The organism is Pseudomonas sp. NPDC090755, from assembly GCF_044769005.1.
Lineage (GTDB): Bacteria > Pseudomonadota > Gammaproteobacteria > Pseudomonadales > Pseudomonadaceae > Aquipseudomonas.
Window position 1 is genome coordinate 96,246 of sequence record NZ_JBIVXC010000010.1, and the last position, 24,051, is coordinate 120,296.

Genomic DNA, 24,051 nt, shown 5'->3' on the forward strand with positions numbered 1-24,051 from the left:
CCGCATTTCGAAAAACAGGGCTATTAGAGCGCGGATCGACGGGCGGGTGGCAAAAGAAATTCGGCGTCGACGCCGGAAAACGTTACCCTATGCAACTGAATTTTTTGCCCATGCCCGAGGTACACCCGTGTTTTCCCAATTCGCCCTGCACGAACGCCTGCTCAAAGCCGTGGCCGAGCTGAACTTTGTCGAGCCGACGCCGGTGCAGGCAGCGGCCATTCCCCTGGCGCTGCAAGGGCGGGACCTGCGGGTGACGGCGCAAACCGGTAGCGGCAAGACGGCAGCCTTCGTCCTGCCAATGCTCAATCGCCTGGTCGACCTGCAGCAAAAGCGCGTCGAAATCCGTGCCCTGGTGCTGCTGCCGACCCGCGAGCTGGCCCAGCAGACCCTCAAGGAAGTCCAGCGCTTCTCCCAGTTCACCTTCATCAAGGCGGGCCTGGTAACCGGTGGCGAAGACTTCAAGGAACAGGCCGCCATGCTGCGCAAGGTGCCTGACGTGCTGATCGGCACCCCGGGCCGCCTGCTCGAACAGCTCAATGCCGGCAACCTGAAGCTGGAACATGTCCAGGTCATCGTCCTCGACGAGGCCGACCGCATGCTCGACATGGGCTTTGCCGAAGACGTCGAGCGCCTGTGCAACGAGTGCCCGAACCGCGAGCAGACCATGCTGTTCTCGGCCACCACGGGCGGCGCCAGCCTGCGCGAAATGATCGGCAAGGTGCTCAAGGACCCTGAACACCTGATGCTCAACAGCGTCAGCCAGCTGGCCGAAGGCACCCGCCAGCAGATCATCACTGCCGACCACAACCAGCACAAGGAACAGATCGTCCAGTGGCTGCTGGCGAACGAGACCTACGACAAGGCGATCATCTTCACCAACACCCGGGTCATGGCCGACCGCATCTACGGTCATCTGGTGGCCAAGGACTACAAGGCGTTCGTCCTGCACGGTGACAAGGACCAGAAAGACCGCAAGCTGGCCATCGAGCGCCTGAAGCAGGGCGGGGCGAAGGTCCTGGTCGCCACCGATGTCGCCGCTCGCGGCCTGGACGTCGACGGCCTGGACCTGGTGATCAACTTCGACATGCCGCGCAGCGGCGATGAGTACGTGCACCGTATCGGCCGTACCGGACGCGCCGGTAACGAAGGTCTGGCGGTATCGTTGATCTGCCACAACGACTGGAACCTGATGTCGAGCATCGAGCGCTACCTCAAGCAGAGCTTCGAGCGCCGGGTCATCAAGGAAGTCAAAGGTACCTACGGCGGACCGAAGAAGGTCAAGGCCTCGGGCAAGGCGGCCGGGGTGAAGAAGAAAAAGACCGACAAGAAAGGTGACAAGAAGACAACGGCAGCCGCAAAGCGCAAGCCGACGGCCAAGCCAAAGCGCAACGCCCCGCTGGCCAGCGCTGATGGCCTGGCACCGCTCAAGCGTCGCAAGCCTGAGGCGGCTGCCGAGTAAAGTCTTGGTCGCAGGGCAAGTCGAATCGTTGCACCGCCGCTCCCATTGCAGGAGCGGTGGTGCGACGATTCGATTTGCCCCGCGAAGGCTTCAAACCTGTTTCTCGGCGGTACGCAATTCCTGCAAACGCCGATCGATCAGCTGACATTTATCCGGCAGGTCCTTGCTGGCAGTGTCGAGCTTCATCCCTCGCAACTCGTCATTGATTTCCTTGGCCTTCTTCGGGTTCTGCTCCGTCAGCCGGGACACCTCCTTGGCCAGCTCCTCGCGTTTCTCCGTGGCTTCTTCCAGCGTGCAGGCCCAGGTGGGCAAGGCCAGCAGCAGGCTGGTGGCGGCAGCGATGTTCAACAGGATCTTCATGGCGCAGCTCCCTTCACATGGTTGTGCGGTTGAGCGCACGCCGGCGCGCAAAGTTCAGTCGAACCCCACCAGATGCCCGAAGACAAGGCTGGCAATGCAGCCCTGAGGCCCCCGATAATCGGCGCTGGATCCACAGTTGCCGAGAATCTGCCATGTCACACGTGATAACAGGGTGCCTGCAATGAGCGCCGCCCGCCGCAATACCGATGCCTTTGCCCTGCAAGTGATGCTGGTGCTGTGCCTGATCTGGGGCATCCAGCAGGTGATGATCAAATGGGCAGCACCGGACATCGCCCCGGTGATGCAGCAGGCCCTGCGTTCGGGCATGGCGGCAGTGCTGGTGGGGTTGCTGATCTGCTGGCGTGGCGGCTGGGACCAGGTGGCGCACACCTGGCGCGGTGGGGTGCTGGCCGGAGCCCTGTTCGGCCTGGAGTTTCTGTTCATCGCCGAAGGGCTGAAACTGACCTCGGCGGCGCATATGTCGGTGTTCCTCTACACCGCACCCGTGTTCACGGCCCTGGGCCTGCACTGGATGCTGCCCAGCGAGCGCCTGCGGCCATTGCAATGGCTGGGTATCCTGCTGTCGTTCGGCGGCATTGCCTTCGCTTTCGCCGGCGGGATGTCGCTGGAGCAGATGGACAGCCGCATGCTGCTGGGCGATGCCTTCGGCGTGCTGGCCGGCCTGGCCTGGGGTGCGACCACCGTCGTGGTGCGCGGCTCACGGCTGTCGGAAGCCCCGGCGACCCTGACGCTGTTCTACCAACTGGCGGTCGGTTTCGTCGGGTTGCTGCTGATTGCGGCTGTCAGCGGCCAGGTCACCCAGGTCAGCTTCACCCCTGTCTCCATTGGCAGCCTGCTGTTCCAGGGGCTGATCGTGTCGTTCTTCAGTTACCTGACCTGGTTCTGGCTGCTACGGCGCTACCTGGCTTCGAACCTGGCGGTGTTTTCCTTCATCACCCCGTTGTTCGGGGTGACCTTTGGCGTGCTGTTGCTCGGTGAGCCCCTGAGCGTGAACTTCGTGCTCGGGGCCATCATGGTCCTGCTCGGCGTTACCCTGGTCAGCGCCGAGCAATGGGTGCGCCGACGCTTGCGCAGCCTGCTGGGCTGACCTGCGGGCGCCACAGCAGCGCACCGGCCAGCAACAGGCCGCTCCCGGCGACGATCAGCGCCGGTTGCAGGCTGTTGGCGAACTGATTGCTCAGGGCGGCCAGCAACGGGCCGCTGAGCTGGCCGACAGCGAAGCAGGCGGTCAGCAGACCGGCATTGCGCTGGGTGGCCTGGGGCGCCAGCTCCCGGGAGCGTTGCATCACCAGTTGCATGCAGGCCAGGAACGGCCCTCCGCAGAGAATCACCCCCAGGGCCAGCCCCGGTCCATTGCCCAGCAGGCAGGCGAACACGCCGGCCGCTTGCAGCCACAAGGTGGTCATCAACCAGCGCGACGTGCTGCCGTCGGCCGGGCGACGCAGGCTGGCCACACCCACGCCCACTGCGGCCGCCAGGCCGAAACCCGGCCAGAACAGATCGGCCAGCCAGTGTCCCTGGAAGCGTGCATTGGCCATCTGCGACATGAAGGTGGCCGGGATGATGTAACCGATACCGTAGAGCCCATAGACCAGGCCGAGGCGGGCAATCCCCCGGGTGGGCGCCGGCACCGCCACTGCCGGGCCAACCGGCGTCGGAGCCTGCTGCGGGCGTGGCAGGAACGGTAGCACCGCCAACAACATCGCCAGCGCCGCACCGGCATAGATCAGCCACAGGGGCGCCGAGCCCAGGCCGTACAGGTTGGAGAGCAGCGCCAGCAAGCCCGTCAGCATGATGCCAAGCCCGGGGCCGGCGAACACCAGCGTGCCCGTGCGCGGTCGGTTGCTGGCAGCGGCGAGCTGCTGGGTGAGGCTGGTGAGCATCACCAGTACCCAGGCACTGGCCACGCCAGTACCCAAGCGCAGCAGCAAATGACTCCAGAAGCCGCTGGCCCAGAACGACGCCAGGGTGAGCAGCACGCACAGCCACAGGCCGCCGTGCAGGCGCGCGCTGACCTGGCCCGGACGGCGGGCGAACATGGCGTCCAGGGCACCGAGCAAGTAGCCCAGGTAGTTGGCAGCGGCGATCAGGCCGGCGGCGGTCAGGCTGATCTGGCCCTCGCCGATCAGGTGCGGCAGTTGCGGGGTGAGGGCGAAGCGACCGATGCCCATGGCCATCATCAGGGCGATGGCGCTGGCGAATAGACGAATGAAGGGGGACATGTCCAGGTTCCTGAAGCAATGGCGATGACCGTCAGGCTACTGTCGATTGACTTTCAGAAAAATTGAATAATGATGAGGAACTTGTTCTGTTATGGAGAAAATCTCGTGGAGTTCAGCCAGCTACGGATTTTTCAGGCGGTCGCCGAGGAAGGCTCGGTAACCCGGGCCGCTGAACGTCTGCACCGGGTGCCGTCGAACCTGTCCACCCGGCTACGCCAGCTGGAAGAGCAACTGGGTGTCGAGCTGTTTCGCCGTGAGCGCCAGCGCCTGCAGTTGTCGCCGGCGGGCAAGGTCTTGCTCGATTACGCCGCCCGCCTGCAGGCGCTGCACGATGAAGCCGTGGCGGCGGTGCAGGGCGGGCAGCCGGCGGGGGATTTTGCCCTGGGCACCATGTACAGCACGGCGGCGATCCACCTGCCGGCCTTGCTGGCGCGCTATCACAAGGCTTATCCGGCGGTGAACCTGCAGGTGCAGGCAGCGCCCAGCGGCGAGTTGCTCGAAGGCCTGCTCAGCGGCCGTCTGGACGCCGCCCTGGTGGACGGGCCGCTGGCCCTGGCCGGGCTCGACGGGGTGCCGCTATGCGATGAAACCCTGGTACTGATCACCGAGCCGGACCATCCGCCGGTGCGCAGTGCCCGGGATGTGGCGGGGAGGGCGGTGTTCACCTTTCGCCAGGGCTGTTCCTATCGCATGCGCCTGGAGGCCTGGTATGCCCACGATCATGCAGCCATGGGCCGGGTCATGGAGATCGAATCCTATCCGAGCATGCTGGCCTGTGTGATCGCGGGCGCCGGCGTGGCCCTGATGGCCGAGTCGATGCTCGACAGCCTGCCCGGCCGCGAGCGGGTGGCGGCGCATCGGTTGCAGGCGCCGTTCGATCAGGCCGTCACCTGGCTCATGTGGCGCAAGGGGATGCGTGGCGCGAACCTGAGTGCCTGGATCGATTTGCAACAAGGGGAAACAGTTACGCAGGGAACGGAAGTGGCGCTGGGGGCTTGATCGAAATCAAACTTGTCCCCAACTCATGTAGCAAGACCATGCGCGATGCAAGACATCGGACTATGATCTGTATGAAGCATCGCAGGATTGAATCACCGTGCAGGCTGACCCGTAAGGGGGAGTTATGAGAAATAATCTGTTCAACTGGCTTCATGACCTGGCTGCGGCCCTGGGCTTGATTCCACCGCCGTTGCAGCCGGTGCCGATTCCAACCGATGAGGAGCAGCGCAAGCGCCAGCCTCGTCGCTAGCGCCTGGCTCGTGCCGCCGCATCAGGGCTGATGCGACGGCTACCGCTGGCCGGTATCAGGCCAGGTTTACCGCACCCGCCGGACGACGGGACATCAGGCTTACGACCACAAAGCTGACCAGACCGATCGCCAGGCTGTAGTAGATCGGCGTGTTGGCATCCATACCATCCTTGAGCATGAACACCAGGGCGGTGACGAAGCCCAGGGACATACTGGTGATCGCCGCCGCAGTGGTGGCACGCTTCCAGTAGATCGCACCGATCAGCGGCACCAGCATGCCACCCACCAACAGGTTGTAGGCCAGGGTCAGGGCGCTGATCACGTCTTCGACCACCAGGGCGATACCCAGCACGGCAATACCGGTCAGCAGGGTGAACAGACGGTTGATCGCCAGGCTCGATTCCTTGCCGCCGCGCAGCTTGGGCAGCAGGTCTTCGGTGAGGACGGTCGAAGCAGCCAGCAGGCCGGCACTGGCCGTGGACATCATCGCCGCCAGTGCTGCAGCGATCACCAGGCCGCGGATGCCGTCAGGCAGGGCGGATTTGACGATGGCGGCAAAGGCGTTGTTGGCGTTGCCCAGGTCTGGCAGCAGCACGTGGGCTGCCATACCGATCACCGCACACACCAGACCGTAGATCACGCAGTAGATACCGGCAGTGGTGCCGGCACGCTGGGCGACTTTTTCGTCACGGGCAGTGAACACACGCTGCCAGATGTCCTGACCGATCAGGATGCCGAAGAAGTAGATCAGGAAGTAGGTGATGATGGTGTCCCAACCGATGGTGGTCAGGTTGAAGCTGGCGGCCGGCAGCTTGGCGACCAGTTGGTCCCAGCCGCCCACGCGGTACAGGCAGATCGGCAGCAGGATGAACATCAGGCCGACGGTCTTGATCACGAACTGGACGATGTCGGTCAGGGTCAGCGACCACATGCCGCCGATGGTCGAGTACACCACCACCACGCCGCCACCGAGCAGGATCGCGGCCCAGAACGGCAGTTCGAACAGCACTTGCAGCACGGTACCGATGGCCAGGGTCGAGGTGACGCCGATCATCAGGGCGTAGGCGAGCATGATCACTGCACTGGCCTGGCGCGCCATCGGGTTATAGCGACGCTCCAGGACCTGGGTCACGGTGAAGATCTTCAGGCGCAGCAGCGGTTTGGCGAGGAACAGGTTCAGGGCGATGATGCCAAGACCCAGTGCCGCGCACAGCCAGAAGCCGGAAATACCGTGCACATACCCCAGTCTCACGGTGCCGACGGTGGACGCGCCGCCCAGTACCGTGGCGGCCATGGTGCCCATGTACAGGCTGGGGCCCAGGTTGCGTCCGGCGACCAGGTAGTCTTCGTGGGTTTTTGCCCGGCGCATGCCGTACCAGCCCAATGCGAGCATGCCGGCGGCATAGATCAATACAACGAGTATGTCCAAGGCCATGGGTGTCTCCGATTATCTTTTTTATGTGAGATCGAGCCTGCGCACGGAAAACCGGCGCAGGTCATTTCTTCGTAGTGCGGCCCGTCTTACGCGGACCGCCGTCATGGCTCCTGCCGGGGTGCAGCTCCTTGCCGGTGGCCTTAGCGACGTGCTACGCCGGGCAGAACACAGAGCATTTCGTACAGCAGGTTGGCACCCAGCAACGAGGTGTTGCCGGTGGTGTCGTAAGGGGGCGAGACTTCTACCAGGTCGCAGCCGATCAGGTCCAGGCCCTGGCAGCCGCGAATGATTTCCATGGCCTGGATGGTGGTCAGGCCGCCGATTTCAGGGGTGCCTGTGCCTGGTGCCCAGGCCGGGTCGATGCCGTCGATGTCGAAGCTCAGGTAAACCGGGCCGCCGCCGACTTTCTCGCGTACTTCGGCCATCAGCGGTGCCAGGGATTTGTGCCAGCACTCTTCGGCCTGGACGACACGGAAGCCCTGCTTGCGGCTCCAGTTGAAGTCTTCGGCGGTGTAGCCCTGGGCGCGCAGTCCGATCTGCACCACGCGGTCGCAGTCCAGCAGGCCTTCTTCCACGGCGCGGCGGAAGGTGGTGCCGTGGGCGATTTTCTCGCCGAACATGTGATCGTTGACGTCGGCGTGGGCATCGATGTGCACCAGGCCTACCTTGCCATGCTTCTTGTGGATCGCCCGCAGGATCGGCAGGGTGATGGTGTGGTCGCCACCCAGGGTCATGGGGATGACGTTGTGCTCAAGGATCTCGTCGTAGGCTTCTTCGATGATGCGCACGGCTTCTTGCAGGTTGAAGGTGTTGATCGCCACGTCACCGATGTCGGCCACCGACAGCGAGTCGAACGGCGCGGCGCCGGTCGCCATGTTGTAGGGACGGATCATCACCGATTCGGCGCGGATCTGCCGTGGACCGAAGCGGGTGCCCGAGCGCAGCGAGGTACCGATGTCCAGGGGAACACCGACAAAGGCCGCATCCAGGCCCTTGGCGCTCGGCAGATGAGGAAGGCGGAGCATGGTGGCGATACCGCCGAAACGCGGCATTTCGTTGCCGCCCAGTGGTTGGTGAAGAATCTTGTCCACGGTCGGGCCTCATCGATTCGATTGTTCTAGTTGTTGGAACCTGTCTGGCGGGCTGGGTAAACCCTATTTACGCGGGCCAGCAGGTGCATTGCGGCAGAGTCTGCAAAAGGTAGTGGCCGAAGAGAATCGCTACAGGCAAATACTTAGTTCAGGTTTTTCTAAACTAATCCTGAAAATCTGGTTAGACTTTCTACATTGCCGTCTATTCTGGACTCCGATTTCCATGGCCTCCGCACTGCCTGACCTGAAACTTCTACGCATTTTCGTCAGCGTCGTGCGCCATCAGGGTTTCGCCAACGCCCAGCGCGAGCTCAACCTGTCGACCTCGGCCATCAGTACCTACATGAGCCAGCTGGAAGCGGCCCTGGGCATCGTCCTCTGTCACCGTGGCCGTGGCGGTTTCAGCCTGACCAGCAAGGGCGAGCTGTTCCACCAGGAGACCCTGCGCCTACTGGCGGAGATGGACGGCTTCGAGCAGTATGCCGCCGCCCTCAAGGGCGAGCTGCGCGGTACGCTGAACCTGGGGGTGATCGACTCGACCGTTGGCGACCGCGCCTTGCCCCTGGCCGAAGCCATCGGCGCCTACAGCCAGGAGCACCCGGCGGTGCACCTGCACCTGTCGGTCTCCAGCCCCTACGAGTTGCAGCTTGGTGTGCAGGACAACCGCCTGGACCTGGCCATCGGTGCCTTCTCCACGCGCATGAGCGGGCTGGTGTACCAGCCGCTGTACCGCGAGCAGCACTGGCTGTACTGCAGCAACCGCCATCCGCTGTTCCATGAACGGCGCATTCCCGAGCAGGTCATCACCCAGCAGCGCATGGTCGGTCGTGGCTACTGGAGCCAGGCAGAACTGGCCCGCCACGGCTTCAAGCACAGTGCGGCAACGGTGGAAAGCATGGAAGCGCAGCTGATTCTGGTGCTCTCCGGCGCCTACATCGGCTACCTGCCGGAACACTATGCCCAGGCCTGGGTCGACAAGGGCGATTTGCGTGTGCTGTCACCGGCCACCTTCGGCTACCAGGCGCCGTTTTCCATGATCATTCGCCGGGGGCGCAGTCGTGAACCCCTGATCCAGACATTCCGCGATTTGCTCAAGGCGCAGCTCACGCCGGCTTGACCAAAATGTCGCCTGGAAAACTCAAAACAGACTAGAGATTGTTTCGGGATATTAACGATTTAGCGACAAATCCTCTGCTAAACCTGTACTTGCTTTGATGTGCTTCCCCATAATTATTCCAAGCAAGGACCTGCCCAGATGCGCATGAATTTGCCTGTCACTGAGCATGAAAGAACCTTCCCCCACGACCAACGCCTGATTTCCACCACCGACCTGAACAGCCGCATCACCTATTGCAACGATGCCTTCGTCGCCATCAGCGGTTTTACCTACGAAGAACTGCTCGGACAGCCCCATAACCTGGTACGCCATCCTGATATGCCGCCAGCGGTGTTCGGCCATATGTGGGAGACCATCAAGCAGGGCAAGCCCTGGATGGGCGTGGTGAAGAATCGCGCCAAGAACGGTGATTACTACTGGGTCAGCGCTTATGTAACGGCCATCTATGAAAACGGCCGGATCAGCGGTTACGAGTCGGTGCGCTCAGTGCCGACCCGCGACCAGATTCGCCGGGCCACGGCGCTGTACGCGCGCTTGCGCCAGGGCCGGGCGGCGGTGCCCTGGGCGGCGCGCGCCATGGGTGCGCTCGCGCAGGGCTGGCCATTGATCGGCGCCGGCGTGCTGTCGGCTGGCGCTTACCTGTGGCTGGCGCAATACGCCGCGCTCGGCGTGCTGATGGCCAGCCTGCTCAGCGCCTGGTACCTGACCGAGTCGCGTCAGCAGCGGGTGATCAGGCGGACCCTGGCCGAGCACCCCAAGGCCTTCACCAGCCCGCTGGTGGCGCTGACCTATAGCGATAACAAAGGCCTGCAAGGGCAGCTGGACCTGGCGATCCTCAGTGAAGAGGCACGCTTGCAGACCGCCCTGACCCGGCTGGTGGACGCCGGGGTGGGGGTGAAGTCCCGTGCTGCGCAATCGTCCGACCTGTCCGGTGCCCAGGCCCAGATGCTGGATCGCCAGCGCAGTGAAACCGATCAGTCGGCCACTGCCATTGCGCAGATGGCGGCGACCATCCAGGAAGTCACCCACAACGTGCAGAGCACGGCCACGGCCGCCGCCGATGCCGATCAACTGGCCCAGCAGGGCAGCGACCTGGCCCGCCAGAGCCTGCAGGCCATGAGCAGCATGAACGAGGCGGTCAATGACATTGGCCAGGCGGTCAATGCCCTGGCCGAGCAGACCCAGTCGATCGGCAGCGTGGTGGATGTGATCACCTCGATCGCCGAACAGACCAACCTGCTGGCGCTCAATGCCGCGATCGAGGCGGCGCGGGCCGGCGAGCAGGGCCGGGGGTTTGCCGTGGTGGCCGATGAGGTGCGTTCGCTGGCCCAGCGCACCCGCACTTCCACCGAAGAGATCCACCAGATCATCGCCTCCCTGCGTGACGGGGCGCAGCGGGCGGTGTCGACCGCGAGCAAGGGCGAGCAGATTTCCCGCGACAGCGTGCAACGTGTGGAAGCGGTGCAATCGGCGCTGGTGGGGATCACCCAGGCCGTCAGCCGCATCACCGGCATGAGTCAACAGATGGCCACGGCATCCGAGCAGCAGAGCCATGTGGCCGAGGACATCAACCAGCAGATCACCCGCATCGCCCAGCTCTGCGATCACAGTGCCGGACAAGCCAAGCAAGGCGCTGAAATCAGCCAGGAGCTGGAGCGCATGGCCGACTCCCTGTACGGCCTGGCCGAACGCTTCAACCGCTGACCTCCCTTCGTCTCTCCCACAGGGAAGTGGGCTTTTTTTCGGGACTGCTGTGGCACAATTTGCCGGCCCAGGAGAACCCGATGTCCAGAATCCAGTGCGAACGCTGCCTGCGTCCACAAGCCCATTGCCTTTGCCCGCTGATCCCGTCGCTGGACAGTCGCACCCGCGTGTTGCTGCTGCAGCACCCCAGCGAAGTGCGCCATGCGCTCAACACCGCCAAACTGGCCGCCCTGGGGCTGCGCAATGCGCAGCTGGTGGTGGGGGAGGTGTTCGAGGACCTGGCCGGGCTGATCGCCACGCCTGGGTATCGCAGTGCATTGCTGTTTCCCGGCGAGGACGCACAACCACTGACCGGTTACGCAACCGATACCGATGATCGTCCCTGGCTGCTGGTGGTGCCTGATGGCACCTGGCGCAAGGCGAGCAAACTGCTGCACCTGAACCCGCTGCTGGCGGCCTTGCCACGGGTGACCCTGGCCCAGGTGCTGCCTTCGCGTTATCGCCTGCGCAAGGCGCCGGCGCCGGGGGCGCTGTCGACCCTGGAGGCGGTGGTGCAGGCACTGAATGTGCTGGAGGCTCCCCGGTGTTTCGATGAGCTGCTCAAGCCGTTTGACGCCTTGATCGAAGGGCAGATCGCGGCAATGGGGCGCGAGACGTTCGAGCGCAATCACCTGCGTTGAGCACTGCCTGTAGGAGCGGGGGTGCCCCGCGATGCGATGTGATGGGCAGAACGCCATCGCGGGGCAAGCCCGCTCCTACAAGTCAGCGTTCGCGCAGCGCTTCGGTGCGGGCCTTGAGCACCGGCTTGAGCAGGTAGTCGAGCACGCTCTTTTGCCCGGTGATGATGTCCACCGTGGCGGTCATGCCGGGGATGATCAGCAAGGGTTTGTTGTCGCCGCCCAGGTGGTTCTTGTCGGTGCGCACCTGGATCAGGTAGAAGGCATTGCCCTTGTCATCGGTCACGGTGTCGGCGCTGATCAGCTCCAGTTTCGCCTTCAGGCCACCGTAGATGGTGTAGTCATAGGCGCTGAACTTGACCATCGCCGACTGCCCGGGGTGCAGGAACGCCACGTCCTGGGGGCGTACCTTGGCCTCGATCAACAGGTTGTCTTCCAGCGGCACGATCTCCACCAGGTCGCTGCCCGGCTGGACCACGCCGCCAATGGTGTTGACCTTGAGCAGCTTGATGATACCGCGTACCGGCGAGACCACCGTGGTGCGGGTGACGCGGTCATCGATGGCGATGCTGGAGGCGGTGATCTTCGACAGCTCGGTGCGCTTCTCGTTGAGCTCCTTGGCCGCTTCCGAGCGAAAGCCGGCATCGGCCTCTTCGATCTTGCTCTTGATTTCCGCGACCGCAGCTTCGGCCCGGGGGATCGCCAGGGTGGTGGCGTTCAGCGAACCTCGGGCTTCCACGGTGCTGCGTTTGAGGCGCAGGATCTCCACCGGTGAAATCGCCCCGGTGCCCACCAGTGGCGTCGACATGTTCAGTTCCTGTTGCAGCAGGGCCAGGGCAGAGCGGTACTGTTCGGCCTTGGAGCGGAACTCGGCAAGCTCCTGGGTTTTCTGCCGCAGCTGTTCGTTGAGGGTCTGTTTCTCGCTGGTCAGGCGACGCTGCCGGGACTGGTACAGCGACAGTTCGTCTTCGGCCACTTGCGGTGCCTTGTTGCGTACTTCGTCGGAAACCTGGAAGGGGCGGCCCTCGGCTTCGGCCGACAGGCGCTCGACCTGGGCGCTGAGGGCGTAGCGATCCGCCTCGCTCTCACCCTTGTTGGACAGAAAGCGTGTGTCATCCAGGCGCAGCAGGGTATCGCCCTTGTTCACCATCTGCCCTTCGCGCACGAATATCTCGGTGACGATGCCGCCTTCCAGGTTCTGGATGACCTGCACCTTGCTCGACGGAATCGCCTTGCCTTCGCCCATGGTGACTTCGTCGAGCACTGCGAACCAGGCCCAGACCAGGGCAACCAGCAGCAGGGCGGCGGCCAGCCATACGGTAATGCGCGACAGGCGTGGTGAATCCTGCAGGGTGGCACCGGCCACGTCCGGCATGTAGTCGCGTTCGGCGGTCTTGCCGAAGCTTTGGAAGTAGCTGCGCAGGCCTTGGCTGATGGACATGAGTGGACCCCCTAGATGGCCGTACCGACCCGGCCTTTGCGCAGTGCGTCGATGACCGCGTCCTTCGGCCCGTCGGCCACCACCTTGCCGTTGTCCAGCACCAGCAGGCGGTCGACCAGGCTGAGCATCGAGGTCCGGTGGGTGACCAGCAGCAGGGTCTTGCCCTGCACCCAGCCGTGCAGGCGCTGGCGCAGTTGGTCTTCGCTGGCGTTGTCCATGTGGCTGGTGGGCTCGTCGAGGATCATGATCGGCGGCTCCAGCAGCATGGCCCGGGCCAGCAGCACAGACTGGCGCTGGCCGCCGGAGAGCAGTTGGCCGCGTTCGCCCACCGGACGGTCGAAGCCTTGCGGGTGCTGGCGGGCCAGTTCGCTGACGCCGGTCAGCTCGGCCACTTCCAGCATGCGCGCGTCGCTCACGTAGCGTGCGCCGAGGGTGAGGTTGTCGCGCAGGCTGCCGGCCAGCAGCGGCAGGTCATGGGCGACGTAGCCGATCTGGTGGCGCAGGTCGGCGATGTCGAGCTGGCGCAGGTCGAGGTTGTCGAGCAGGATCTGCCCTTCATCCGGGGCATAGAACCCCATCATCAACCGGGCCAGGGTGCTTTTGCCCGAACCGCTGCGGCCGATGATGCCGATGCGTTCGCCCGGTTTGACGCTGAAGCTGACGCCATTGAGGGCCGCGGCGTTCTGGCCGGTATAGCGGAAGGTGACGTGGCTGACTTCAAGCCCGCCCCGCAGCTGCGTGCGCTCCAGCGGTTGCTGGCCCACCTGGCGCTCCTGGGGCAGGGCCATCAGCGCGTCGGTGCTGCGCATGGTCAGTTGCGCCTGCTGGTAGCGGGTGATCAGTCCGGCGATCTGCCCCAGGGGCGCCAGCACCCGGCTGCCGAGCATGTAGCTGGCCACCAGGGCGCCGACACTGAGGTTGCCGGCGATGATGCTGTAGACCCCGGCGACGATGGTCGCCATGCCGCAGAACTGCTGGATGAACAGCGTGCCGTTGGTGGCCAGGGCCGACAGGTTGCGGGCATGGGCGTCGAGGCGGGTCAGGGCGCCGTGGGTGCTTTCCCACTGATACTGGCGTTCGCTTTCGGCGCTGCAGGCCTTGAGGGTTTCCAGGCCGCCGAGGGTCTCGATCAACAGCGCCTGGCGCACCGCGCCCAGGGCCAGGCTCTTCTGCACGGTGTCGCGCAGGCGCACCTGGATGAACAGGGCAAAGATAATGGTCAGCGGGAAGGCGATCAGCGGGATCACCACCAGCCAGCCGCCGAGCAGGCCGATCACCAGCAGCATCAGCACCACGAAGGGCAGGTCGATGACACTGGTCAGGGTCACGGCGGTGAGAAACTCACGCAGCCCCTGGAAGTCGTGGATGCTCTGGGCAAAGCCGCCGACCGTGGCCGGGCGGGCCTTCATCGACATGCCGGTGATACGCTCGAACAGGGTCGCCGAGAGGATCAGGTCGGTTTTTTTGCCGGCCTGGTCAAGCAAATGGGCGCGCACCACGCGCAGGATCAATTCGAACAGGGTGCCGATCAACAGGCCGACCGCCAGCACCCACAGCGTGGAAGTCGCCTGGTTGGGTACGACCCGGTCGTAGGTCTGCATGACGAACAGCGGCACCATCAGGCCCAGCAGGTTGATCAGCAGGCTGGCCAGCACCGCATCGCTGTAGAGCCAGCGTGACAGCTTGAGGGTGTCGCGGAACCAGGCGTCGACCCGTGGCATCAAGGGCGCGCGCAGGTCTTCGAGTTCGTGCCGGGGGCGGGCGAACAGGGCCTCGCCCGCGTAGGCCTGTTCCAGTTCCTCGCGGCTGACCCATTGCTCGCCGCCTTCGGCCTCGCTGGGCAGGATCAGCGCCCGGCCATCGTCGCCCCAGCGCCGCAGCACGGCGCAGCGGCCTTCCTTGAGCAGCAACAGCACCGGCAGGTTCAGCGCTGAAATGGCGCTGAGCGGGCGACGCAGCACCCGGGCCTGCAACCCGGCCCGGGCGGCAGCCCGGGGCAACAGGCCGAGGTCCAGGCGCTGCTGCGCCAGCGGAAGGCCGGCACTCAGGCCTGCGCGACTGACGGTACAACCATGCAACTTGCAGAGAATCAGCAATCCATCGAGTAGCGGGTCATCGAAACTCTGGCGCGGATCCGCCGCCGAGCTCGCAGGTTGCATGCTGGTCACAATGGCCTACTCCTGCAGCAAATCGGTGATTAGCGCATGTCGGGCAACCGGGCTTCGTTCCTCACTTCACTCTTGGCAATGGCTTCGGGCGGCAACGAGATGCGCTGCTTGCTCAGCAGTTCACCCATGTTGGCCAGTACCCGGTACATGGAGAACTCTTCGGTGTAGCGCACTTCGGTGTAGCGGCGATTGGCGTTGTACAGCTCGTTTTCACTGTCGAGCAGGTCGAGCAGGGTGCGTTGGCCGAGACCGAACTGATCCTGGTAGGCCGCACGCACCCGCGTGGAGGTGTCAGCGTATTCGCGGGCGGTCGGGGTTTGCAGGCGGGCGTTGGTCATGGCGTTCCAGGCCAGCGCCAGGTTTTCGTTGAGGGTGCGCAGGGCGTTGTTGCGGATGTCCATGGCCTGGTTGATCTTGTGCGCATCCGACTGCAGGCGGGCCTTGTCGCTGCCGCCGCGGAACAGGTTGTAGCTCATCTCGACGCCGGCTTGCCAGTCGTTGTTGTCGTGGCCGACCTGCCCTGCGGTGTTGTTGTTCGCCCCGGTGGCCAGCACGGCATCCAGGCGCGGGTAGAACGGCGACTTGGCCACTTCGTACTGCTGCTCGGCGGCTTGCACATCGGCTTGCGCCGACTTCAGGTAGGGGTTGTTTTCCAGCATGCCCTGGCGCGCGTCCGGCAGGGTGGCAGGCATTTCACCCTTGATGGTGACCGGGGTTTCCAGCTCGTCAGGCAGGCGCCCGATGACACTGTAGAAGTTGGCTTCGGCATCGGCCAGGTCGACTTCGGCGGTGTACAGGTTGTTTTCCGCCAGGGCGCGACGGGCGGTGGATTGATCGCGATCGGCGTTACTGCCCACGCCACGCTCACTGCGCAGGCCGATCTGGTCGTCGACCCGCAGGTGCGCCTGCAGGTTGTTCTTGGCCAGGGTCACCAGTTCGCGACGCTTTAGCACTTCCAGGTAGACCTCGATGGCGCGCAGGGCGACGGTCTCGGCGGTGGCCTGGGTGTAGTAGGCGCGAGAGTTGACCACCGCTTCCGTGCGTCCGACTTCGTTCGGTGTGTTGAACCCGTCGAACAGCATCTGCCGCAGGCGCAGGTCCGACTGGGTGTAGTTCAGGGTTTCGGTGTTGTGGTTGCGGGTGTTGTCGGCATTGAAACCGCGCGTGTTGGTGTTGTCCGAACGCTGCCGGCCATAACCTGCGATCAGGTCGACGCGAGGATAGTAACCGCCTTTGGCCACTTTCACGTCTTCATCGGCAGACAGTCGACTGTTGCGGCTGGCACCGATCTCCGGATGTTGGTCCACGGCGCTTTGCACAGCTTCCGTAATCGACATCGCCTGAGCATTGGCGCATGCCATGGCCAACAGAATTGCACTGGTGATGGGGGTCAAAACGCGCATGGGGTACTTCTCCCTGAATTCCTAATGAGGTATTGCTGTCGCCATATTTTTGACGGTTTTATCGTGCTAACCGTTTCTGGCTTGTAACAACAGAGCTAAGAACATTTATAAGGAGAGCTAAGAAGATTTTTTCATAAGAGTTATGCGAAAAAAAACTTATGCGGTCTAAGGAATCCACGACATTGTTCATATCAGGCGCCCCGTCGATGCTGCGCTAGCTGGCATTTTTCGGGCGTCAGAAAAAGTTCAATTCTTTTTTGCGGCAAAGGGCACGGATGTAGCGGAGGGGATGGAGGAAGTGCTGGTTTGGCGACAAATTTTTGGCAGGTGCCAAGTGGCCATACCGCTTTCCACGTTCACGGGGTGTCTGTCAGGCGAAGGTGTTGATTCCATTGAGATCCACCTGCGCTTTCAGCACTTTCTGGGTATTGGCCCGCGACTGGCTTAGTGGGTCGACCACGCGAGAATCAGAGTGCTTTTCTGCGAAAAACCGTTCCGCAGCGGAGGAGAGCGCTCAATGGCCAAGTTAATTGGGGTTGTCAGCAAGGTAGTCGGTGAAGTCTTCGCAGTGGCCAACGACGGTAGCCGCCGGGCGCTGCTTGAAGGTGACCGGCTGTTTGCTGGCGAACAACTGGAGACCGGAGCTGCCGGCGCGGTAGCCGTTCGACTGCAAAACGGCGCCGAACTCACCCTGGGGCGGGGCAGTAGCCTGGAGCTGACGCCGCAATTGCTGGCCAGTCATGCACCCCATGTGGATACGCCGGACACCCTGGCGCCAAGCCAGGCCCAGCTCACCGATGTGGAAAAACTCCAGCAAGCCATCGCCGCCGGTGCCGACCCCAGTCAGGAAGCCGATCCCACCGCCGCCGGCCCTGGCAGCGGCGGCGCACCTGGGGCCCTGGGGGGCGGCCACTCGTTTGTAATACTCGATGAAGTGGGCGCACGGGTCGATCCGGTCATCGGTTTTCCTACGGCCGGATTCAACGGTTTTCCTGAACTGGCTGATCTGGAGGTCGGCGCGTTCAACAACAATGACGCCCCACCGTTGCTGCCTGTGGTGAACAATCCGGTCAGCCTCGTGGGGCTTGCCGTGGACGGTGGAGAGCTGTCCTTGAACGAGGCCAGCCTGGCCCAGGGGTCGGCCAGCGATCCGGCGGCGCTGACCCGGGTGGGCAGCTTCACCGTGGTGGCTGCGGACGGTGTGTTCAACCTCAATGTCGGCGGCATCAATGTCGTGACCGGTGGGGTGCTGACCGGTGTTGGCCAGTCCATCACCACCGGGCTGGGCAATACCCTGACCATTACCGGGTACGATGCGGCCACCGGCGTGGTCACCTACAGCTACACCCTGACCGGTGCCCAGACCCATCCTGGCGGTAACGACAGTAACGGGCTGGGAGAGAGCATCACGGTGCTGGTCAGCGACAGCAATGGCGATGTCGCCAGCGGTTCGCTGGACGTTGTTGTGATCGACGACGTGCCCCGCGCGGTGGACGATAGCCATGCGTTGACGGCGTCGGAAAACCAGCTGGTGCTGACCGGCAATGTGCTGACCAATGACGTGCAGGGCGCTGACCGCGTGCCGACCGGCCCCATCATCCCCGGCACCTACACGGGTACCTACGGCACCCTGGTACTGGCTGCCGACGGCTCCTATACCTACACGCTCAACACCAACGACCCGGACTTCATCAACCTCAAGGGCGGTGGCAACGGGATCGAGACCTTCACCTACACCCTGACCGATGCCGACGGCGATACCAGTACCGCCAACCTGGTGCTCAATGTCAGCAACCTCAACGACCCGGTTGAGCTCAACGGGCTGAACATCAGTGGCGGCGAGCTGGTCCTGTTCGAGAAGAACCTGGACACCGGCAGTAGCCCCGATGCGGCGGCGCTGACCCGCAGTGGCACCTTCACGGTGACGGCGGCCGATGGCTTGCAAACGTTGACGGTCGGGGGCATCACGGTCATCAGTGGCGGGGTGGTCAATGCCTTCCCGCAATCGACGACCACGGGGTTGGGCAATACCCTGAGCATCACCGGGTATAACCCGGCCACGGGTGAAGTGACCTACAGCTACACCCTGCAAGGCAATGGCGCCCAGGCAAGTCCCAGTGGCAGCGAAAGCTTCACGGTGGTTGCCACCGACACCGATGGCAGCAGCGCCAGCCTGAATATTGACGTCACCATTTTCGACGATGTGCCGACGGCGGCTAATGACAGTAACGCCGTAACCGCCACCGAGCTCCAGTTGACCCTGACCGGCAATGTGCTGAGCAACGATGTGCAGGGTGCAGACCGTGTGCCCACAGGCCCGGTGACGCCACAGACCATCACCGGTACCTACGGCACCCTGGTGCTGGCAGCCGACGGCTCCTACACCTATACCTTGAACACCTCCGCCCCGGACTTCTTGAACCTGCATGGCGGCGGTAACGGAATCGAGACCTTTACCTACACCATCACCGACTCCGATGGTGACAGCAGCACCGCCAAGTTGGTGCTCAATGTCAGCAACCTCAACGATCCGGTCACCCTTGGCGGCCTGAATGTCGAGGGCGGTGAGCTGACCGTCTTCGAGAAGCATCTTGGCGACGGCAGTGCGCCAGACGCTAGTGCCCTGACCCAGGCTGGCAGCTTCACCGTCAGTGCGCCGGACGGCCTGCAGACCCTGACCGTCGGCGGCATCACCGTGGTCAGTGGTGGGGTTGTGGTGGGCTTTCCGCAATCGACCACCACGGGGCTGGGTAACACCCTGACCATCACTGGCTACAATGCCGCCACCGGCGTGGTCAGCTACACTTACACGCTGGTGGACAACGAAGCCCACGCCACCGCCAATGATGCCAACGGCCTGAGCGAAAGCTTCGTGGTCACCGCCACCGATGCCGATGGCAGCAGTGCCAGCGGCAACATCGATGTGAATATCGTCGATGACCTGCCGACGGCCGTTAACGACACTAATGCCGTTACGGCCACCGAGAACCAGTTGATCCTGTCCGGCAATGTGCTGAGCAACGATGTTCAGGGGGCGGACCGCATCCCGGGCGGGCCGATCACCGCGCAAACCATCACCGGCACCTACGGCACCCTGGTGCTGGCGGCCGATGGCACCTACACCTACACCCTGAACACCAGTGATCCGGACTTCATCAACCTCAAAGGTGGCGGTGCCGGTACCGAGACCTTCACCTACACCCTCAAGGATGCCGACGGCGATACCTCGACGGCCACGCTGAAACTGGATGTCCGCAACCTGAATGATCCGGTGACGATCAAGGGCCTGGATATCGCGTGTGGCGAACTGACGGTCTACGAGAAGCACCTCGGTGACGGCAGCAGCCCGAACGGTGCGGCCCTGACCCAGTCGGGCAGTTTCACCATCACTGCCCCGGATGGCCTGCAGACCCTGGTCGTCGCGGGCGTCACCGTGATCAGCAACGGCGTCGGCAGCTTCCCGCAGTCGGGAACCACCCCGCTGGGCAACACCTTGACCATCACCGGTTACAACCCCGCCACGGGCGTGGTGACCTACACCTACACCCTGGTGGACAACGAAGCACACAACACCGGCAATGGCACCTTCCTGACCGAAGGCTTCGTGATCGTCGCCACCGATACCGATGGCAGTACCGCCCACGGCACACTCGATGTGAATATCGTCGACGATGCACCCAAGGCATTCGACGACACCAACGCCCTGACGGCCAGCGAAGCCCAGCTGACCCTGAGCGGCAACGTGCTGAGCAACGATATCCAGGGTGCGGACCGCATTGCGGGCGGCCCGATTACGCCGCAAACCATCACCGGCACCTACGGCACCCTGGTGCTGGCGGCCGACGGTTCCTACACCTATACGCTCGATACCAGCGACCCGGACTTCATCGCCCATGGCGCCGGCAATGCCATCGAGACCTTCACCTACACCCTCAAGGACGCCGATGGCGACACCTCGACGGCCACGCTCAGACTCAATGTCAGCAACCTGAACGATCCGGTGACGATCAAGGGGCTGGATATCGAGTGTGGCGAACTGACGGTCTACGAAAAGCACCTCGGTGACGGCAGCAGCCCGAACGGTGCAGCCCTGACCCAGTCGGGCAGCTTCACCATCACTGCCCCGGATGGCCTGCAGACCCTGGTCGTCGCGGGCGTCACCGTGATCAGCAACGGCGTCGGCAGCTTCCCGCAGTCGGGGACCACCCCGCTGGGCAACACCTTGACCATCACCGGTTACAACCCCGCCACGGGTGTGGTGACCTATAGCTACACCCTGGTGGACAACGAAGCGCACACCACCGGCAACGGCACTTTCCTGACCGAAGGCTTCGTGATCGTCGCCACCGACAAGGACGGCAGCAGTGCCCACGGCACACTCGATGTGAATATCGTCGACGATGCGCCCAAGGCCATGAACGACACCAACACAACCACGGCCACGGAAACCCAGCTGATCCTGACCGGCAACGTGCTGAGCAATGACGTCCAGGGTGCCGACCGCATCCCGGGCGGCCCGATCACGCCACAAACCATCACCGGCACCTACGGCACCCTGGTACTGGCGGCCGACGGCACCTACACCTACACGTTGAACAGCAGTGATCCGGACTTCATCAACCTCAAGGGTGGCGCCACCGGCACCGAGACCTTTACCTATACCCTCAAGGATGCGGACGGCGACACCAGCACCGCCACCCTCAAGCTCAATGTCAGCAACCTGGACAACCCGGTCACCCTCGATGGCCTGAACGTCAACGGCGGCGAACTGACGGTCTTTGAGAAAAACCTCAGTGACGGTACAAGCCCCGACACCCCGGCCCTGACCCGCACGGGCAGCTTTACGGTGACCGCGCCGGACGGCCTGCAGACCCTGACCGTGGGCGGTATCGCCGTGGTCAGTGGCGGGGTGGTCGCAGGCTTCCCGCAAACCGGCACCACACCGTTGGGCAACTCGCTGACCATCACTGGCTACAATCCGGCTACCGGCGTGGTCAGCTACACCTACACCTTGCTTGACAGCGAAAACCACCCGGATGCCAATGGCATCAACAACCTCAACGAGGCCATCGACGTCACGGCGACCGATCGTGATGGCAGCACGGCCAACGCGACCCTGGATGTGACCATCGTCGACGACCTGGGAGCGGTCGTGGGGGCAGAGCGTTCAGTGATGCCGGGGCAGGTCGATTCCAACCTGCTGCTGACCATCGACGTCTCCGGCAGTATGAACAACTATTCCGGGGTCCCCGGCAAGACCCGCCTGGAACTGGCCAAGGACGCCATCAATGCCTTGCTCGACAAGTACGACGAGATGGGTGACGTCAAGGTCCAGATCGTCACCTTCAGCAGCGGGGCCACTGTCCTGTCGACGTCGTGGGTGACGGTTGCCCAGGCCAAGGTCCTGGTCAGTGGCCTCAATTCCGGTGGCGGCACCAACTATGACGCTGCGGTGGCCGCGGCGCAGTCAGCCTTCAGCACGGCGGGCAAACTGACCGGTGCGCAGAACATCGGTTACTTCTTCTCGGACGGCAACCCCACGAACGGACAGGCGATCGGCACGGCTGACGAGGCTGCCTGGAAGACCTTCCTCGACAACAACGGGATCAAGTCCTATGCCATTGGCCTGGGCACCGGTGTCAACGCCAACAACCTCGATCCTCTGGCCCATGACGGTAACTCGCACACCGACACCAACGCCGTGGTGGTCACCGACCTCAATGCCCTGGACCAGGTGCTGTCGGGCACCGTGCAGGGCGCGCCGATCAGCGGCAGCCTGATGAGCGGTGGCACCTTCGGGGCCGACGGCGGCTTCATCAAAGCGTTGCTGGTCGACGGCACGACCTACACCTACGATCCCAAGGCCAATGGCGGGCAGGGTAGCTACACCGCCACGGGCACCGATCGTGGCAGCTTCGACACGGCCACCAACACCTTCAACATCAAGACGGTGCTTGGCGGTACCCTGCTGGTCGACATGGATACCGGCGAGTACACCTACACTCCGCCGAAGGACGCCGGCGGCGCCGTGACCGAGAACATCGGCTTCACTGCCAGTGACAACGATGGCGACCTGAGCAGCGCCAACCTGGTGGTCAATGTCTACGCCAACACGGCGCCCGTGGCAGGGGCCGACCATATCATCACCAACATCCTCTCCGGCTCCCTTACCGTGCCAGGCGAGGCGCTGCTGGCCAACGACAGCGATGCCAACGGCGATCCGCTCAGCGCCTCGCCCATCACGTTCAATACCAACTGGGCGGCCAAAGGTGCGGGCTTCTCGGTGGGCAATGGCACACCGTCGCTGAACTTCTCGAGCAACGCCAACAACCTGGGCACCCAGTTCAAGGCCCTGGAACGCAGTTCGTTCCGCGGCGCCTCGAATGCCACCACCGCAGCGCTGATCGTCAATGGCTACCTGGGTGCGCTGTCGAGTGGCGCCAATGCCGAAGACGTCTTGACCATCAGTTTGAAAAAAGGCGAGTCGCTCAAGCTTGATCACGACCGGCCGACCGGCAACATCCTGATGGAGTGGAAGGATGAGAACGGCGTCTACCAGACCATCGCCGACGGCGCGAGCTTCACGGCCAGTCATGACGGCGTCTACAGCATCCATGTGATCAACCAGTCCAATCCCAGCGGCAGCAACCCCACCGCCCATGAGAATTACGCACTGACCATGACGGTCGATTACGCCAACACGCAGCCCGACACCTACTACGGCACCTACACGGTCAGTGACGGACACGGTGGCACGGGCACCGGCAACGTGGATATTTCCTATCAGGCAGGCAGCACCCTGACCGGTACCGGGGGCCATGACACCCTGCTGGCCGGATCGGGCGATGACACCCTCAATGCCGGTGCCGGCAATGACGTCCTGATCGGTGGCGCCGGCAATGACACCCTCAACGGGGGCGATGGCAACGACCTGCTGATCGGCGGCGATGGCAATGATGTGCTCAATGGCGGTGACGGTATCGACACGGCCAGCTATGCAGGAGCCGGTTCAGCGGTGACGGTCAGCCTGGCGACCAACACGGCGCAGAACACGTTCGGGGCCGGAACCGACACCCTGGGCGGGATCGAGAACCTGATCGGTTCGGACTATAACGACAACCTCACCGGCGATGGCACTGCCAACCTGCTCAGTGGCGGGCTGGGCAACGACACGCTCAACGGGGGCGGGGGCAACGATGTGCTGATCGGCGGGCCGGGGAACAACACCCTGAGCGGGGGCGCCGGCAGCGATACCTTCCTCTGGCAACAAGGCAACAGCGGCCACGATGTGGTGACCGACTTCACCCCGGGCACCGACCGCCTCGACCTGTCGCAACTGCTTCAGGGCGAGAACGCCACCTCGGCGTCACTGGATGATTACCTGCACTTCAAGGTCACCGGTAGTGGTGCCGGTGTGGTGTCGACCATCGAGGTGAGTGCGGTGGCGGGGGCGGCACCGACCCAGATCATTGATCTTGCGGGGGTCAACCTGGCCCAGCATTACGGCGTGACGGCGGGGGCGGGCGGGGTGATTGCCGCGGGGCAGGATACCGCGACCATCATCAACGGCATGCTCAATGATCATTCGTTGAAGGTGGATACGGTGTAGCCGCTGCCGCTAGGCTGCGATCGGCTCCCACAGGTTCAATAGCACACACCTGTGGGAGCTGCCGCCAGGCTGCGATCGGGCGCGAAGCGACCGCA

At 63.6% G+C, this 24,051-nt stretch carries 15 protein-coding genes and 1 pseudogene; 9 read left to right on the plus strand and 7 right to left on the minus strand.

The features are described 5' to 3' along the window. Nucleotides 1–127: 127 nt before the first annotated feature. Complete coding sequence (locus ACIQUS_RS16225; protein WP_403048346.1) at nucleotides 128–1,459, plus strand: DEAD/DEAH box helicase; 1,332 nt, start codon at nucleotides 128–130, stop codon at nucleotides 1,457–1,459. A 90-nt stretch (nucleotides 1,460–1,549) separates the two neighbouring features. Here ACIQUS_RS16225 and ACIQUS_RS16230 read toward each other — a convergent pair whose 3' ends face one another. Then, nucleotides 1,550–1,819, minus strand: coding sequence for a hypothetical protein (locus ACIQUS_RS16230; protein WP_403048347.1), 270 nt, complete (start codon nucleotides 1,817–1,819; stop codon nucleotides 1,550–1,552). Nucleotides 1,820–2,000: 181 nt separating this feature from the next. On the opposite strand from ACIQUS_RS16230, the gene ACIQUS_RS16235 reads away from it, so the two are divergent. Next, nucleotides 2,001–2,927 carry a DMT family transporter gene (locus ACIQUS_RS16235; RefSeq protein ID WP_403048348.1) on the plus strand — a complete coding sequence of 309 codons (927 nt, stop codon included), beginning with the start codon at nucleotides 2,001–2,003 and terminating at the stop codon, nucleotides 2,925–2,927. Here the strand turns inward: ACIQUS_RS16235 and ACIQUS_RS16240 are convergent. Beyond that, the gene (locus ACIQUS_RS16240; protein WP_403048349.1) at nucleotides 2,878–4,062 is read right to left on the minus strand and encodes an MFS transporter; all 1,185 of its coding nucleotides are present in this window, start codon (nucleotides 4,060–4,062) and stop codon (nucleotides 2,878–2,880) included. The two genes, ACIQUS_RS16235 and ACIQUS_RS16240, sit on opposite strands and share 50 nt — an antisense overlap. Before the next feature lie 105 nt (nucleotides 4,063–4,167). Between ACIQUS_RS16240 and ACIQUS_RS16245 the strand changes: the two genes are divergently transcribed. Together ACIQUS_RS16245 and ACIQUS_RS16250 are read left to right on the plus strand one after the other, a co-directional pair. Then, nucleotides 4,168–5,061, plus strand: coding sequence for a LysR substrate-binding domain-containing protein (locus ACIQUS_RS16245; RefSeq protein WP_403048350.1), 894 nt, complete (start codon nucleotides 4,168–4,170; stop codon nucleotides 5,059–5,061). Between the two features lie 124 nt (nucleotides 5,062–5,185). Next, the gene (locus ACIQUS_RS16250) at nucleotides 5,186–5,311 is read left to right on the plus strand and encodes a PA1414 family protein (RefSeq protein WP_256205393.1); all 126 of its coding nucleotides are present in this window, start codon (nucleotides 5,186–5,188) and stop codon (nucleotides 5,309–5,311) included. Between the two features lie 55 nt (nucleotides 5,312–5,366). Here ACIQUS_RS16250 and ACIQUS_RS16255 read toward each other — a convergent pair whose 3' ends face one another. Together ACIQUS_RS16255 and speB are read right to left on the minus strand one after the other, a co-directional pair. Then, nucleotides 5,367–6,746 (minus strand): sodium:solute symporter, encoded by a 1,380-nt coding sequence (locus ACIQUS_RS16255; protein WP_403048351.1) that lies wholly within the window; start codon nucleotides 6,744–6,746, stop codon nucleotides 5,367–5,369. 140 nt (nucleotides 6,747–6,886) lie between these two features. Beyond that, nucleotides 6,887–7,837, minus strand: a complete 951-nt coding sequence (gene speB / locus ACIQUS_RS16260; protein WP_403048352.1) for an agmatinase — start codon at nucleotides 7,835–7,837, stop codon at nucleotides 6,887–6,889. A gap of 223 nt (nucleotides 7,838–8,060) precedes the next feature. Here speB and ACIQUS_RS16265 point away from each other — a divergent pair, with 223 nt between their 5' ends. The 4 genes and pseudogenes from ACIQUS_RS16265 (at nucleotide 8,061) to ACIQUS_RS16280 (ending at nucleotide 11,338) form a co-directional block, all read left to right on the plus strand. Then, the gene (locus ACIQUS_RS16265) at nucleotides 8,061–8,954 is read left to right on the plus strand and encodes a LysR family transcriptional regulator (RefSeq protein ID WP_403048353.1); all 894 of its coding nucleotides are present in this window, start codon (nucleotides 8,061–8,063) and stop codon (nucleotides 8,952–8,954) included. Nucleotides 8,955–9,098: 144 nt separating this feature from the next. Beyond that, nucleotides 9,099–9,374, plus strand: a pseudogene (locus tag ACIQUS_RS16270) (PAS domain-containing protein); the annotation flags it as partial. A 156-nt stretch (nucleotides 9,375–9,530) separates the two neighbouring features. Beyond that, nucleotides 9,531–10,658 carry a methyl-accepting chemotaxis protein gene (locus ACIQUS_RS16275; RefSeq protein WP_403048513.1) on the plus strand — a complete coding sequence of 376 codons (1,128 nt, stop codon included), beginning with the start codon at nucleotides 9,531–9,533 and terminating at the stop codon, nucleotides 10,656–10,658. Nucleotides 10,659–10,738: 80 nt separating this feature from the next. Next, nucleotides 10,739–11,338: a tRNA-uridine aminocarboxypropyltransferase gene (locus ACIQUS_RS16280; RefSeq protein ID WP_403048354.1), complete on the plus strand. Its 600-nt coding sequence runs from the start codon at nucleotides 10,739–10,741 to the stop codon at nucleotides 11,336–11,338. An 82-nt stretch (nucleotides 11,339–11,420) separates the two neighbouring features. On the opposite strand, the gene ACIQUS_RS16285 is transcribed toward ACIQUS_RS16280, so the two are convergent. From ACIQUS_RS16285 to ACIQUS_RS16295, 3 genes are read right to left on the minus strand one after another with little or no spacing between them, the layout of a single operon-like run. Beyond that, nucleotides 11,421–12,776: an HlyD family type I secretion periplasmic adaptor subunit gene (locus ACIQUS_RS16285; RefSeq protein ID WP_403048355.1), complete on the minus strand. Its 1,356-nt coding sequence runs from the start codon at nucleotides 12,774–12,776 to the stop codon at nucleotides 11,421–11,423. Nucleotides 12,777–12,787: 11 nt separating this feature from the next. After that, nucleotides 12,788–14,935: a type I secretion system permease/ATPase gene (locus ACIQUS_RS16290; protein WP_403048356.1), complete on the minus strand. Its 2,148-nt coding sequence runs from the start codon at nucleotides 14,933–14,935 to the stop codon at nucleotides 12,788–12,790. Between the two features lie 38 nt (nucleotides 14,936–14,973). Continuing rightward, nucleotides 14,974–16,347: a TolC family outer membrane protein gene (locus ACIQUS_RS16295; protein WP_403048357.1), complete on the minus strand. Its 1,374-nt coding sequence runs from the start codon at nucleotides 16,345–16,347 to the stop codon at nucleotides 14,974–14,976. 517 nt (nucleotides 16,348–16,864) lie between these two features. Between ACIQUS_RS16295 and ACIQUS_RS16300 the strand changes: the two genes are divergently transcribed. Then, nucleotides 16,865–23,956 (plus strand): retention module-containing protein, encoded by a 7,092-nt coding sequence (locus ACIQUS_RS16300; protein WP_403048358.1) that lies wholly within the window; start codon nucleotides 16,865–16,867, stop codon nucleotides 23,954–23,956. Nucleotides 23,957–24,051: the final 95 nt, after the last annotated feature.